The 12,039-nt window shown below is 57.5% G+C and carries 14 protein-coding genes and 1 tRNA gene; 7 read left to right on the top strand and 8 right to left on the bottom strand.

Going from position 1 to position 12,039, the window contains the following annotated elements:
* Positions 1-41 precede the first annotated feature (41 nt).
* From ACA043_RS24100 to queA, 6 genes are all read right to left on the bottom strand, one after another.
* Entirely contained in the window at positions 42-590 is a 549-nt protein-coding gene (locus tag ACA043_RS24100; RefSeq protein ID WP_187677955.1) for a glycine zipper 2TM domain-containing protein, read from the bottom strand.
* 120 nt (positions 591-710) lie between these two features.
* Positions 711-1,625 (bottom strand): protein translocase subunit SecF, encoded by a 915-nt coding sequence (gene secF, locus ACA043_RS24105; RefSeq protein ID WP_187677956.1) that lies wholly within the window; start codon positions 1,623-1,625, stop codon positions 711-713.
* 9 nt (positions 1,626-1,634) lie between these two features.
* Positions 1,635-3,503 (bottom strand): protein translocase subunit SecD, encoded by a 1,869-nt coding sequence (gene secD / locus ACA043_RS24110; protein ID WP_401272038.1) that lies wholly within the window; start codon positions 3,501-3,503, stop codon positions 1,635-1,637.
* A 64-nt stretch (positions 3,504-3,567) separates the two neighbouring features.
* Entirely contained in the window at positions 3,568-3,906 is a 339-nt protein-coding gene (yajC, locus tag ACA043_RS24115) for a preprotein translocase subunit YajC (RefSeq protein WP_007916913.1), read from the bottom strand.
* 43 nt (positions 3,907-3,949) lie between these two features.
* A complete protein-coding gene (gene tgt, locus ACA043_RS24120; RefSeq protein ID WP_170947342.1) occupies positions 3,950-5,065 on the bottom strand; it encodes a tRNA guanosine(34) transglycosylase Tgt in 1,116 nt (371 codons plus the stop codon).
* Between the two features lie 14 nt (positions 5,066-5,079).
* Complete coding sequence (queA, locus tag ACA043_RS24125) at positions 5,080-6,144, bottom strand: tRNA preQ1(34) S-adenosylmethionine ribosyltransferase-isomerase QueA (RefSeq protein ID WP_497658055.1); 1,065 nt, start codon at positions 6,142-6,144, stop codon at positions 5,080-5,082.
* 108 nt (positions 6,145-6,252) lie between these two features.
* On the opposite strand from queA, the gene ACA043_RS24130 reads away from it, so the two are divergent.
* Together ACA043_RS24130 and ACA043_RS24135 are read left to right on the top strand one after the other, a co-directional pair.
* Positions 6,253-6,337: transfer RNA gene (locus ACA043_RS24130), tRNA-Leu, on the top strand.
* 136 nt (positions 6,338-6,473) lie between these two features.
* On the top strand, positions 6,474-6,803 hold the full coding sequence (locus ACA043_RS24135) for a hypothetical protein (protein ID WP_497658056.1): 330 nt from the start codon (positions 6,474-6,476) through the stop codon (positions 6,801-6,803).
* 19 nt (positions 6,804-6,822) lie between these two features.
* On the opposite strand, the gene ACA043_RS24140 is transcribed toward ACA043_RS24135, so the two are convergent.
* Both ACA043_RS24140 and ACA043_RS24145 read right to left on the bottom strand, forming a co-directional pair.
* Positions 6,823-7,191 carry a PH domain-containing protein gene (locus ACA043_RS24140; protein ID WP_187677962.1) on the bottom strand — a complete coding sequence of 123 codons (369 nt, stop codon included), beginning with the start codon at positions 7,189-7,191 and terminating at the stop codon, positions 6,823-6,825.
* A 45-nt stretch (positions 7,192-7,236) separates the two neighbouring features.
* On the bottom strand, positions 7,237-7,983 hold the full coding sequence (locus ACA043_RS24145) for a hypothetical protein (protein WP_497658057.1): 747 nt from the start codon (positions 7,981-7,983) through the stop codon (positions 7,237-7,239).
* Positions 7,984-8,102: 119 nt separating this feature from the next.
* Between ACA043_RS24145 and ACA043_RS24150 the strand changes: the two genes are divergently transcribed.
* The 5 genes from ACA043_RS24150 (at position 8,103) to ACA043_RS24170 (ending at position 12,036) form a co-directional block, all read left to right on the top strand.
* Positions 8,103-8,468, top strand: a complete 366-nt coding sequence (locus tag ACA043_RS24150) for a hypothetical protein (protein ID WP_187677964.1) — start codon at positions 8,103-8,105, stop codon at positions 8,466-8,468.
* A gap of 101 nt (positions 8,469-8,569) precedes the next feature.
* Positions 8,570-9,307, top strand: a complete 738-nt coding sequence (locus ACA043_RS24155; protein ID WP_497658058.1) for a hypothetical protein — start codon at positions 8,570-8,572, stop codon at positions 9,305-9,307.
* Between the two features lie 72 nt (positions 9,308-9,379).
* Positions 9,380-11,299, top strand: a complete 1,920-nt coding sequence (locus ACA043_RS24160) for an alkaline phosphatase D family protein (protein WP_497658059.1) — start codon at positions 9,380-9,382, stop codon at positions 11,297-11,299.
* A gap of 231 nt (positions 11,300-11,530) precedes the next feature.
* Positions 11,531-11,785 (top strand): type II toxin-antitoxin system prevent-host-death family antitoxin, encoded by a 255-nt coding sequence (locus ACA043_RS24165; RefSeq protein WP_086791676.1) that lies wholly within the window; start codon positions 11,531-11,533, stop codon positions 11,783-11,785.
* A complete protein-coding gene (locus ACA043_RS24170; protein WP_489878763.1) occupies positions 11,782-12,036 on the top strand; it encodes a Txe/YoeB family addiction module toxin in 255 nt (84 codons plus the stop codon). Before ACA043_RS24165 ends, ACA043_RS24170 begins: the two co-directional genes overlap by 4 nt.
* Positions 12,037-12,039 lie beyond the last annotated feature (3 nt).

Here is a 12,039-nt window from a genome sequence, read left to right on the forward strand (position 1 = left end):
AAAGCACCCCGCAGGGTGCTTCTTTTTAAACGCTCGGATTATTACTGAGCAGGCTCATTCTGCGACAGAACCAGCTTGCCTTCCTTGTCGACCGGAATCTGGTTGCCCGGATCACGATCCATCCGCACCTTGCCTTCCTTGCCATCCAGCGAATAACGCACGTCGTAACCGACAACTTTGTCACTGATGTCATTCACCGTGTTACAGCGAGTCTGCGTGGTGGTGTAGGTATCGCGATTCTGCATACCTTCCTGCACCTTGTTACCGGCATAACCGCCACCAACCGCACCGGCCACGGTGGCGATCTTCTTGCCAGTACCGCCGCCGACCTGATTACCCAGCAAACCACCCGCTACCGCGCCAATCGCGGTACCGAGGATCTGGTGTTGATCCTTGACCGGCGCCTGGCGGGTCACGGCTACATCCTTGCACACTTCACGTGGAGTCTTGATCTGTGTTTTGACCGGTTCAACAGCCAGTACTTGCGCATACTCAGGGCCGCTTTTAACCAGGCTGTAGGTGGCAACAGCACCCCCGGCAGTCACACCGACAGCACCCAATACCGCACCAACCAGCAACGACTTGTTCACATGAACCTCCTGACCATCACATGCGGGACGCGCCCGCGCTTCTCCCAGCCTTGGAGCATAAAAAAAGGCGCGAGTTCAACTCGCGCCTTTTTCGGCTGACAGCGGGGAAAACGATGGCCGTTATGGACGGTCGTCGACTTCCTTCTCGGTGTTGACCGGAGGAATCAGATCCTCAGTGGTCAGGTTCAGCCAGATCAGCACCACGTTAGCGATGTAGATCGACGAGTAAGTACCCGCCAGAACACCGATAAACAGGGCGATGGAGAAGCCGAACAGGTTGTCGCCACCGAAGAACAGCAGTGCCGCGATCGCCAGCAAGGTGGAGATCGACGTCGCCATGGTGCGCAGCAGGGTCTGGGTGGTCGAGATGTTGATGTTCTCGATCAGCGTCGCCTTGCGCAGAACGCGGAAGTTCTCACGTACCCGGTCGAATACCACGATGGTGTCGTTCAGCGAGTAACCGATGATCGCCAGCACCGCCGCCAGTACCGTCAGATCGAAAGTGATCTGGAAATACGACAGGATGCCGATGGTCACGATCACGTCGTGGATCAGCGAAACAATGGCGCCGACCGCGAACTTCCACTGAAAGCGGAAAGCCAGGTAGATCAGGATGCCGCCGAGCGCCAGCAGCATGCCGAGGCCGCCCTGGTCGCGCAGCTCTTCACCGACCTGCGGGCCGACGAACTCGACACGCTTGACCGTTGCCGGGTTGTCGCCGCCGACCTTCAGCAGCGCTTCCGCTACCTGATGGCCCAACTGCGGGTCTTCACCCGGCATCCGCACCAGCAGATCGGTAGTCGCACCGAAGCTCTGCACGACGGCTTCGTGATACCCCGAAGTCACCAGCTGCTCGCGCACCTTGGTGACATCGGCCGGACGCTCGTAGGTCAGCTCGATGAGCGTACCGCCGGTGAAGTCCAGCCCCCAGTTCATGCCCTTGGTGAAGACACTGAACATAGCCAGCAGGGTGAGGAATACTGTGACGCCGAACGCGAAGTTGCGAACGCCCATGAAGTTGATTGTACGTAACATGGCAGCCCCTTAAATCCACAACTTCTTGAAGTCACGTCCGCCGAAGATCAGGTTGACCATTGCGCGGGTCACCATGATGGCCGTGAACATCGAGGTAAAGATCCCGAGGGACATGGTCACTGCGAAGCCTTTGACCGGGCCGGTGCCCATCGCAAAGAGAATCCCGCCGACCAACAGAGTTGTCAGGTTGGCGTCTAGAATCGCAGTGAATGCCCGGCCGAAGCCTTCGTTGATTGCGCGCTGCACGGTCATGCCGGCGGCGATCTCTTCGCGGATCCGCGAGAAGATCAGTACGTTGGCGTCAACCGCCATACCCATGGTCAACACGATACCGGCGATACCCGGCAGGGTCAGCGTTGCACCCAGCAGCGACATCAGCGCCAGCAGCAACACCATGTTCACCGACAGAGCGACAGTGGCGATGATGCCGAAGAAGCGGTAGATGGCGATGATGAACAGCGACACGAACAGCATGCCCCACAGCGATGCATCGATACCTTTGGTGATGTTGTCAGCACCCAGGCTCGGGCCGATTGTGCGCTCTTCAGCGAAGTACATCGGCGCTGCCAGACCACCGGCACGCAACAGCAGCGCCAGCTCGGACGATTCGCCCTGACCGTTCAGACCAGTGATGCGGAACTGAGCACCCAGCGGCGACTGGATGGTCGCCAGACTGATGATCTTCTTCTCTTCCTTGAACGTCTGCACCGCGACGTCTTTCTCGACGCCATTAACCATTTGCTTGGTGTAAGTGGTGACCGGACGCTGCTCGATGAAGATCACTGCCATGCTGCGACCGACGTTCGAACGAGTCGCGCGGCTCATCAACTCACCACCGTGACCATCCAGACGGATGTTCACTTCAGGTGTGCCGTGCTCGCCGAAACCGGCCTTGGCGTCAGTCACCTGGTCACCGGTGATGATCAGGCCACGCTCGATCTGCGCAGGAGGACGGTTGCCCTCACGGAATTCAAAGCTCTCGGAAGTGGCTTTCGAAGCACCCGGCTCTGCAGCCAGACGGAACTCAAGGTTGGCCGTCTTGCCCAGAATACGCTTGGCTTCGGCAGTGTCCTGCACGCCTGGCAGCTCAACCACGATGCGGTTGGCGCCCTGACGCTGAACGATCGGTTCGGCAACACCCAGCTCGTTGACGCGGTTACGTACCGTGGTCAAGTTCTGCTTGATGGAGTATTCACGGATTTCCGCCAGCTTGGCCGGGGTCATCGCCAGACGCAGCACCGGTTGACCGTTGAGGTCGGCCGGAACAATGTCGAAATCGTTGAAGTTCTTGCGGATCAGCGCACGGGCCTGTTCGCGGGAATCTTCATCGCTGAAGCCCAACTGAATGGCACCGCCCAGTTGCGGCAGACTGCGATAGCGCAGCTTCTCTTTACGCAGCAGGCTCTTGACGTCGCCTTCGTAGACTTTCAGGCGTGCATCGAGGGCTTTATCCATGTCCACTTCCAGCAGGAAGTGCACACCACCGGACAAGTCCAGGCCCAGCTTCATCGGGTGCGCGCCCAGATTGCGCAGCCATTGCGGGGTGGTCTGTGCCAGGTTCAGCGCGACGACGTAGTCATCACCCAATGCCTTGCGCACAACGTCTTTTGCCGGTAGCTGGTCTTCAGCTTTGGCCAGACGGATCAGACCGCCCTTGCCGTTGTCCGCCAGCGTGGCCGCCTTGACGGTGATCCCGGACTCTTTGAGCGCGGTGCTTACACGATCCAGATCGGCCTGATTGACCTGCAGTGCCGTGCTGGCGCCGCTCACCTGAATGGCCGGGTCATCGGGGTATAGATTGGGAGCGGAATAAATCAGACCGATCGCCAGCACCGCCAGGATCAGAATGTATTTCCACAGAGGGTATTTGTTCAGCATCACGCCGCCCGTTATGAACGCGGGGCGCCTTGCGCGCCCCGTCGATTGAGTAGAAGTTGGAACCTTAGATCGCTTTCAGCGTGCCTTTTGGCAGCGTGGCGGCGATGGCGCCTTTCTGGAACTTCATTTCCACGGTGTCGGAAACTTCCAGAACCACGAAGTCATCGGCCACTTTGGTGATCTTGCCGGCGATACCGCCGGTGGTGACCACTTCGTCGCCCTTTTGCAGGCTGCTCAGCAGGTTCTTCTGCTCTTTGGCGCGCTTGGCCTGTGGACGCCAGATCATCAGGTAAAAGATGACCAGGAAGCCGACCAGGAAAATCCACTCGAAGCCGCCACCCATTGGGCCGGCAGCAGCCGGTGCAGCTGCGTCAGCCATGGCATTAGAGATAAAAAAGCTCATTTAGCACTCCAGTTGCAAATGTTGAATCTTGGGGTCAGAAAACTCAGTCCAAAGGCGGAACGGGGAGCCCGCGTTTGGCGTAGAAGGCATCGACAAAGGCGGCCAATGTACCCTGTTGAATAGCCTCGCGCAAACCAGCCATCAGCACCTGATAATGGCGCAAGTTATGGATGGTATTGAGCATGCTTCCCAGCATTTCGCCGCACTTGTCCAGGTGATGCAGATAAGCGCGGGAGAAGTTCTGGCAGGTATAGCAATCGCAGGTCGGATCCAGCGGCGAATCATCATGGCGATGGAACGCGTTACGGATCTTCAGCACGCCTGTATCAATGAACAGATGCCCATTGCGGGCATTACGGGTTGGCATCACGCAATCGAACATGTCCACACCGCGGCGCACACCCTCAACCAGATCTTCGGGTTTGCCAACGCCCATAAGGTAACGAGGTTTGTCAGCCGGCATCATGCCCGGCAGATAATCCAGCACCTTGATCATCTCGTGCTTCGGTTCGCCCACCGACAAACCACCGATGGCCAGACCGTCAAAGCCGATCTTGTCCAGACCTTCCAGCGAGCGCATGCGCAGATCCTGGTGCATGCCGCCCTGAACGATACCGAACAGCGCCGCGGTGTTTTCACCGTGGGCATTTTTCGAACGTTGAGCCCAGCGCAACGACAACTCCATCGACACACGGGCGACGTCTTCGTCAGCCGGGTACGGCGTGCATTCGTCGAAGATCATCACGATGTCGGAACCCAGATCGCGCTGAACCTGCATCGACTCTTCCGGGCCCATGAACACTTTCGAGCCGTCGACCGGAGAGGCGAAGGTCACGCCCTCTTCCTTGATCTTGCGCATCGCGCCCAGGCTGAACACCTGGAAGCCGCCGGAGTCGGTCAGGATCGGGCCTTTCCACTGCATGAAATCGTGCAGGTCGCCGTGCGCCTTGATCACCTCGGTGCCAGGACGCAGCCACAGGTGGAAGGTGTTGCCCAGAATGATTTCCGCGCCAGTGGCGACGATGTCACGCGGCAACATGCCCTTGACCGTGCCGTAAGTACCGACCGGCATGAAAGCCGGGGTCTCAACGGTGCCACGCGGAAAGGTCAGACGACCACGACGGGCCTTGCCATCGGTGGCCAGAAGCTCAAAGGACATGCGACATTCGCGACTCATTCTGTTTCCTCTGGGCCTGTTTGTTTAGGGGCAGTAGGTGCGGGATTACGGGTGATGAACATGGCATCACCGTAGCTGAAAAAGCGGTAACCGTTGTCGACGGCGGCCTTGTAGGCGGCCATGGTTTCGGGATAACCGGCGAATGCCGAAACCAGCATCAACAGCGTGGATTCCGGCAAATGGAAATTGGTGACCAAGGCATCGACCACATGGAACGGCCGGCCCGGGTAGATAAAGATGTCGGTATCGCCACTGAACGGCTTGAGCACGCCATCGCGCGCGGCGCTTTCCAGCGAACGCACGCTGGTGGTGCCAACGGCAATCACTCGACCGCCGCGCGCACGGCACGCAGCGACCGCATCGACCACGTCCTGGCCGACTTCCAGCCACTCAGTGTGCATGTGGTGATCTTCAAGCTTCTCGACGCGCACTGGCTGGAAAGTACCCGCGCCCACGTGCAGCGTGACGAATGCGGTCTCGACGCCCTTGGCCGCAATCGCCTCCATCAGCGACTGATCGAAATGCAGCCCCGCCGTCGGCGCCGCCACCGCGCCCAGGCGCTCGGCGTACACGGTCTGATAACGCTCGCGATCCGAGCCTTCATCCGGGCGGTCTATATAAGGAGGCAGCGGCATGTGGCCGACGCGATCAAGCAGCGGCAACACTTCTTCAGCGAAGCCCAGCTCGAACAACGCGTCGTGACGCGCAATCATTTCAGCTTCGCCACCGCCGTCGATGAGAATCTTCGAACCCGGCTTCGGCGACTTGCTGGAGCGCACATGGGCCAGCACGCGATGCGTATCGAGCACCCGCTCGATGAGGATTTCCAGCTTGCCGCCGGACGCTTTTTGTCCAAACAGCCGCGCCGGAATCACCCGGGTATTGTTGAACACCATCAAATCGCCCGGGCGCAAATGCTCAAGCAAATCAGTGAATTGACGGTGTGCCAAGGCGCCGCTCACCCCATCCAGGGTCAACAGGCGACTGCCGCGACGCTCGGCCAAAGGGTGGCGAGCGATCAGCGAATCAGGGAGTTCGAAGGTAAAGTCAGCAACGCGCATGATGGGGTTCGTCTAGCAGGGCCGGAAAGTCTAGCGGAAATATCGAAAATTGACCATGAAACGTGATTGACCAACGGTAATCTCATCTCTATACTTCGCCGCCATTGAGCCCTGATGGCGGAATTGGTAGACGCGGCGGATTCAAAATCCGTTTTCGAAAGGAGTGGGAGTTCGAGTCTCCCTCGGGGCACCAAAATTAAGAAAGGTCTTGCTTAGCAAGGCCTTTTTTTTCGTCTGCGATAAAGTCCCTCGCTTGCGTAGGAGCTGTCGCAGGCTGCGATCTTTTGATCCTCCGCTTCTTGGCCATCGGAACCCCAAGGAACCAAACCATGGAAACGTCACTGGAAACAGTCGCCCTTTTCTCCCTCAAACTCGCTTACGAGGAAGAAGGCCTGAGCCCGATTTTGCGGGACGACATGGTCATGGGTGATTATCAGAAAGACGTGTTCGAATTGCTGGTGCGCCGGGGTGATGTCGAGACCATTCAGTTCAAAGTGAATGAGTGCCTGGGTTTGGCGATGAATGCATTGGGCGGTGTCGAGAAACCGCTGGGGCGGGAGCTGCACAAGCTGTCAGCCGATTTCGGCCAGGCGCAATCGCTGGAGCAGCTCGATCAGCCGCTCCTCGCGCTCAAGGGTTACTTGAAAGACATTCTGTGACTGACTGCCCTGAGCGTTCTTACAACAGATGCTTTGAGATGTACTTCGAAATCTCCACCATCGAAGTCTTCCCGGTGAATTCGAATTTCACCTTCCCCAGAGACGAAAAGTAAATCTCCAGCTCCGAATCCAGATCGAACGTCCCTGATGTCTCCACGGAATACGCGACGATATTTTTGTACGGCAGCGAAGTGAAATCCTTCTTGCTGCCGGTGATGCCCTGGACGTTGACGGCGATGATGCGTTTGTTGGTAAACACCACGCCGTCGCGCATGGCCTTGTAGGAGTCGATCACTTCTTCCCCGTCCAGCAACAGGGCGGTGACGCGTTCGGCGTATTCATTGTTCTGCTTGAGTTTGAAGAAGCCTTTGTTGTTGAAGTCGATCATCTGTTTATCCCTTTATTCAAGAAAACATCCAAGTGTTGACGCAACTTAACGACGGGCTTTCAGCACCCGAATGTCCGTCGGAAAACCATCCGCACCGACAATATTCTTCCATCCCAGATACTGAAACTCGCCTCTTTCATCGATGTAGTCACCCTTCTCCACCGCTCGGCCACCCATGATCGCCACGCGCTTTACCTCTCCACAACCGCCATCCGAAGGCCTGACCGTATAAATCACATACGGCTTCACATACTGCGTGGCACGGAAGTATTGGCCGCAGACTTCGTCGACGGTGATCAGCATGGTTTTCAGGTGTGCTTCGCCTTCGGTGTCTTCGTGCAGTTTCAGGAAAGAAATGTCACCGACGTCGCTGAAGCCGAGGGAGCGCGCGCGTTGGTATTCGGGGGAGTTCTGGTGGGCGATCCGACCTTCCTGCACGCCACGTTCCATTTTCGCGGCGAACTCGGCTTTGCCTTGGGCGATCATCGCCTCAGCCTGGGCGGCGACGTTTTCGCATTGGGCGAATTCGGCGGAACCCACGTGATCGGGAGTCAGGTTCGAGCGGTGCTCATTCATGGTTCGCAGATTGCTTTCCAGAGCAACCATCATCTCGTAGGCACTGGTTCGACCGCTCTGCACGTCGGCCAGTTTTCCCTGCACTTGCTGGCAATTGCCGGCGTAATACTTCCAGCTGTTTTCCGGGTGTTCTTGCCAGGCGGCGAATGCCGGGGTCAAGGAAAAGCCCAGAGTGAGTGCACAAAACAGGCGCAAGGTTTTAGTAATTGCAGGCATGTGTAGTCCGTTACGAGGATAAGGGCAGTGGCGTGACGCTACTATTTTGATATCTTGCCGTCCACTTTCGCTGGAGGCGCACCAACCGCCTCTGCTATCGCGCACTCAGGAATGAATCAATGGATGCTTTGTTGTGCTTGCTGGTAATGGCCGGAACCTGGACGTGGGTCGTGAAGCAACGGGGTGAGTGGAATTTGTTACTTGCCAACCTTGCCGGTGCCGGAAGTGCCGTGGTGACTGGAATCGTATTCACGCTGATTTATGGCGGGGTCATTGGCACGACGATGGCGACGTCAAACCTGGATCGCAGCTTGGTGGTAATTATGAACAGCGCCGGGGTGTTGGCGGGTGTATGGATGTGGGTTGCCCATCGCCGTCAACCGGAGCATCCGGTCGCACGTCAGTTGCTGGGCGCACTGTGTGGTTTCGCCGCCGGATTTACCACGCTGGCGTTCCTTGCAGTGAATTATTTCCCCGGTTCTTGATAGCGCAGCGCTTCGATTTTGATATCTTGCCGTCCATCTTCAGGGCTCATCATCTGCTGCGCACTGTTTTCAGGTTTTTGAAGGTTTAAGGAAAGGATCAAATGGAGTTTTTGCGTTTTCTGGCGTTTGTCGCGGCCTGGGGTTTCATGTGGCGCTGGGTGGTGAAGAACCGCGGTAGCTGGAATATTTTCTACGGCAACATTGTTGGCGCTGCGGGTGGTTTCATTGTTGCGATGGTGGTGCTGTCGATCACTTTATCGCTGTTTCCTTCTTCGCATGACTACGAGGCGGCACAGGCTGAAAACACGCAGGTCGCCGAACCGACCTCCCTATTGCCTGAGGCCGAGTCAGTCACGCCCGCTGCCGAGCTGAAGGATGCGCCGGTTTTTGCTGCCATCGAGCCGGACGACAAGCTCTCTCCCGCCGACTCCGCACTGTTGCCGAACTACGCCAGCCGGGCGCCGAAATCAATCGGGTTACAGACCGTGCTGGATCAAAGCGACTATCAGGGTCGCATGGCCCTGGCAGCGCTGAACAAGAAATTGCGCGGCGACGCACAGGCCGACAAGTCGATGATCGCGTATGTCATGTGTAGCCCGTTCGTGACCAGCACGTTGCGCTTTCCCAACTCGGCGCGCTTTGCTGACAGCAAAGGCCTCGTCAGCCATCGCTTCAAGGATCAGGTCTACACCTTCAGCAACACCGTCACCGCGCGCAACATGAACGGCGACGATGTGAAATACCGTTTCGATTGCTCCGTGCAGGAGCAGCCGAGAGTTGATGCGATTCCTGCCGAATGGCGCCTGCTGGGCCTGAAGCTGCAAAAAGCGGACTCTTAAGTCTGACTTAAGCGTTCAAGGCGCCGGCTGCGCTATCATCGCCGGCCTGTGCGCCTTGAGCTTTGTCCCCGGATGTCCCCAACACTTGATGAGCTGACCCCGTTGCCTCCTGTTCTGGCTGGCCCGTTGATCCGACGGCTGGAGCCCAAACGCCTGGTACTGTGGCTGGTTGCTACACGCCCGCTGTCGCTGACCTTGCGCTTGCACGGTGTAGGAAACATTCTTCTCGATGCCGAGAAATGCGCAGTCATTGCCGTGGGCAGCCGAGCGTTCGTTCATCTCATCGATGTCAGACTCGAAAACGCCCTGCCCCTCGACGAATTTATCGACTACGACCTGCTGATTGATGACCAGGACGGTATCGCCGATTGGGCGCCGCACCTGTTGTATGGCGGCGCTACGTGTCCAAACTTCGTCGTGCGCTCACGCATCGATCAGTTGCTCCACGGTTCCTGTCGCAAGCCACATCACCCGGCGGCGGACGGTTTGCTCTGTGTCGATCAACTGTTGGCCGCCGAAACCGATCCACAGCAACGCCCGGCCCTGTTGATGATGAGCGGCGATCAGGTCTACGCCGATGACGTTGCCGGGCCGACGCTACGGGCGATTCATGCCTTGATCAAGCGCCTAGGCCTGTTCGACGAACACCTCGAAGGTGCCGTGGTCACCGACAGCGCCAAGCTTTACGAACACCCGGCCAGTTACTACCACCGCGCGGATTTGTTACCGGCGCTGGAGAGCAACGAGACTCTGCGTGAGCGATTTTTCGGCGGCGCGCGTAAGCCGATTTTCACCAGCAGCAGCGCCGACAATCACCTGGTAACGTTCGCCGAAGTCATGGCGATGTACTTGCTGGTGTGGTCGCCGGTCGCGTGGACACTGATCAATCCGGCAGCACCAACGCTCACGCCCGAACGGCTCAAGCGCTACACCCTCGAACAAACTCGTATCGACGCCTTCAAGGCTGGCCTGGGCAACGTCGCCCGAGCACTGGCGCATCTGCCGAGCCTGATGATTTTCGACGACCACGACATCACCGATGACTGGAATCTGTCCGCGCAATGGGAGGAAACGGCCTACGGCCATCCGTTCTCCAAACGCATCATCGGCAACGCACTGATCGCTTATATGCTGTGCCAGGGTTGGGGCAACAACCCGGATGCCTTCAAGGATGTACTGGAGAAAACCCGAGGTCTGATCGCCAGCGGCGATGATCACTACCTCGACAGCCCGGTACAGGACGATCTGATCGATGACCTGCTGCGCTTTCAGAACTGGCATTTTGTGCTGCCGTCCAGTCCCGCGCTGGTAGTCCTCGACACTCGTACTCGACGCTGGCGCAGCGAGTTGGCGCTCAAGCAACCGTCGGGGCTGCTCGACTGGGAAGCCTTGAGCGAGTTGCAGCAGGACCTGCTTGATCACCCGTCAGCAATCATCGTTTCGCCCGCGCCGATCTTTGGCGTGAAGCTGATTGAAACCGTGCAGAAGATCTTCAGTTGGTTCGGTTATCCACTGCTGGTCGACGCGGAGAACTGGATGGCCCATCGGGGTGCGGCGCAGGTGATCCTGAACATCTTCCGACACACGCGTACGCCAGGTAACTACGTGGTGCTGTCCGGCGATGTGCATTATTGCTTCGTCTACGAAGTGCTGATCCGACACCGCAAGGCCGGCCCGCGGATCTGGCAGATCACCAGCAGCGGCATCAAGAACGAATTTCCGCCGGCGCTGCTGGAATGGTTCGACCGGCTCAACCGCTGGCTCTACTCACCGCGCTCACCCTTGAACTGGCTGACCAAACGCCGGCGCATGCGCATCGTGCCGTACACGCCGGACCATGCTGAAGCAGGTGAGCGCTTGTGGAACTCGGCGGGGATCGGGCAGGTGTTTTTCAATGAGCAGGGGCAGCCGCGAGAGATCATTCAGCACAATTCGAATGGCGCGGCGAAGACGCGGATGCTGGCGCCGGATTTGACGGATTATCCGGACTGACGCACGACCCTTTTCCTACACTGAGGCTGCCACATGACGACAGTGTGATGGCTATTCAGGGTTCGCGACCGAGGATAGGGATTACAACTTTCTCAGAAACGTCTGCAGAATTCTTGAGTGATACTGAAGTTGCTCGCAAAAAGTCCATTTGCGAAACAACCACTGGTAGGTATCACCTTGTCATCATGTACTCATTTCTGTACGTTCTTTGCATCCAGCGAGGACTACAACATGCAAACCATCAACTACACCACAGCCCGTGCACACTTGGCAGAGACGATGGATCGGGTCAATGAAGACCGAGCACCACTTCTGGTAACCCGTCAAAAAGGTGAACCTGTCGTAATGATGTCTCTGGCTGAGTACAACGCACTCGAAGAGACAGCCTACCTGCTGCGCTCTCCGGCCAACGCCGAGCGGTTGATCAAATCGATTGGTGAAATGCGCGCTGGAAAAGCCAAAGTCAGGCAATTGATCGAAGAATGAAAATCGAGTTCACCCCAACAGGCTGGGAAGACTACTTGTGGTTTCAGCAGAACGATAAGGCCGGGCTCAAACGTATCAATCTGTTGATCAAAGCAATCCAGCGCGAACCGTTCGAGGGAGTAGGTAAACCTGAACCGCTCAAGCACAACCTGAGCGGCTTTTGGTCACGACGAATAACTGCCGAGCATCGTTTGGTATATAGGATCGAAGGCGGAGAAATTTGCGTCATCACCTGCAAATACCACTACTGATCA

It is taken from the genome of Pseudomonas sp. LBUM1648 (assembly GCF_059716145.1).

Excerpts from the sequence above, each read along its gene's own strand:
- secF (WP_187677956.1), bottom strand. The coding sequence starts at position 1,625 with ATGTTACGTACAATCAACTTCATGGGCGTTCGCAACTTCGCGTTCGGC.
- secD (WP_401272038.1), bottom strand. The coding sequence starts at position 3,503 with ATGCTGAACAAATACCCTCTGTGGAAATACATTCTGATCCTGGCGGTG.
- yajC (WP_007916913.1), bottom strand. The coding sequence starts at position 3,906 with ATGAGCTTTTTTATCTCTAATGCCATGGCTGACGCAGCTGCACCGGCT.
- tgt (WP_170947342.1), bottom strand. The coding sequence starts at position 5,065 with ATGTCCTTTGAGCTTCTGGCCACCGATGGCAAGGCCCGTCGTGGTCGT.
- queA (WP_497658055.1), bottom strand. The coding sequence starts at position 6,144 with ATGCGCGTTGCTGACTTTACCTTCGAACTCCCTGATTCGCTGATCGCT.
- ACA043_RS24135 (WP_497658056.1), top strand. The coding sequence starts at position 6,474 with ATGGAAACGTCACTGGAAACAGTCGCCCTTTTCTCCCTCAAACTCGCT.
- ACA043_RS24140 (WP_187677962.1), bottom strand. The coding sequence starts at position 7,191 with ATGATCGACTTCAACAACAAAGGCTTCTTCAAACTCAAGCAGAACAAT.
- ACA043_RS24145 (WP_497658057.1), bottom strand. The coding sequence starts at position 7,983 with ATGCCTGCAATTACTAAAACCTTGCGCCTGTTTTGTGCACTCACTCTG.
- ACA043_RS24150 (WP_187677964.1), top strand. The coding sequence starts at position 8,103 with ATGGATGCTTTGTTGTGCTTGCTGGTAATGGCCGGAACCTGGACGTGG.
- ACA043_RS24155 (WP_497658058.1), top strand. The coding sequence starts at position 8,570 with ATGGAGTTTTTGCGTTTTCTGGCGTTTGTCGCGGCCTGGGGTTTCATG.
- ACA043_RS24160 (WP_497658059.1), top strand. The coding sequence starts at position 9,380 with ATGTCCCCAACACTTGATGAGCTGACCCCGTTGCCTCCTGTTCTGGCT.
- ACA043_RS24165 (WP_086791676.1), top strand. The coding sequence starts at position 11,531 with ATGCAAACCATCAACTACACCACAGCCCGTGCACACTTGGCAGAGACG.
- ACA043_RS24170 (WP_489878763.1), top strand. The coding sequence starts at position 11,782 with ATGAAAATCGAGTTCACCCCAACAGGCTGGGAAGACTACTTGTGGTTT.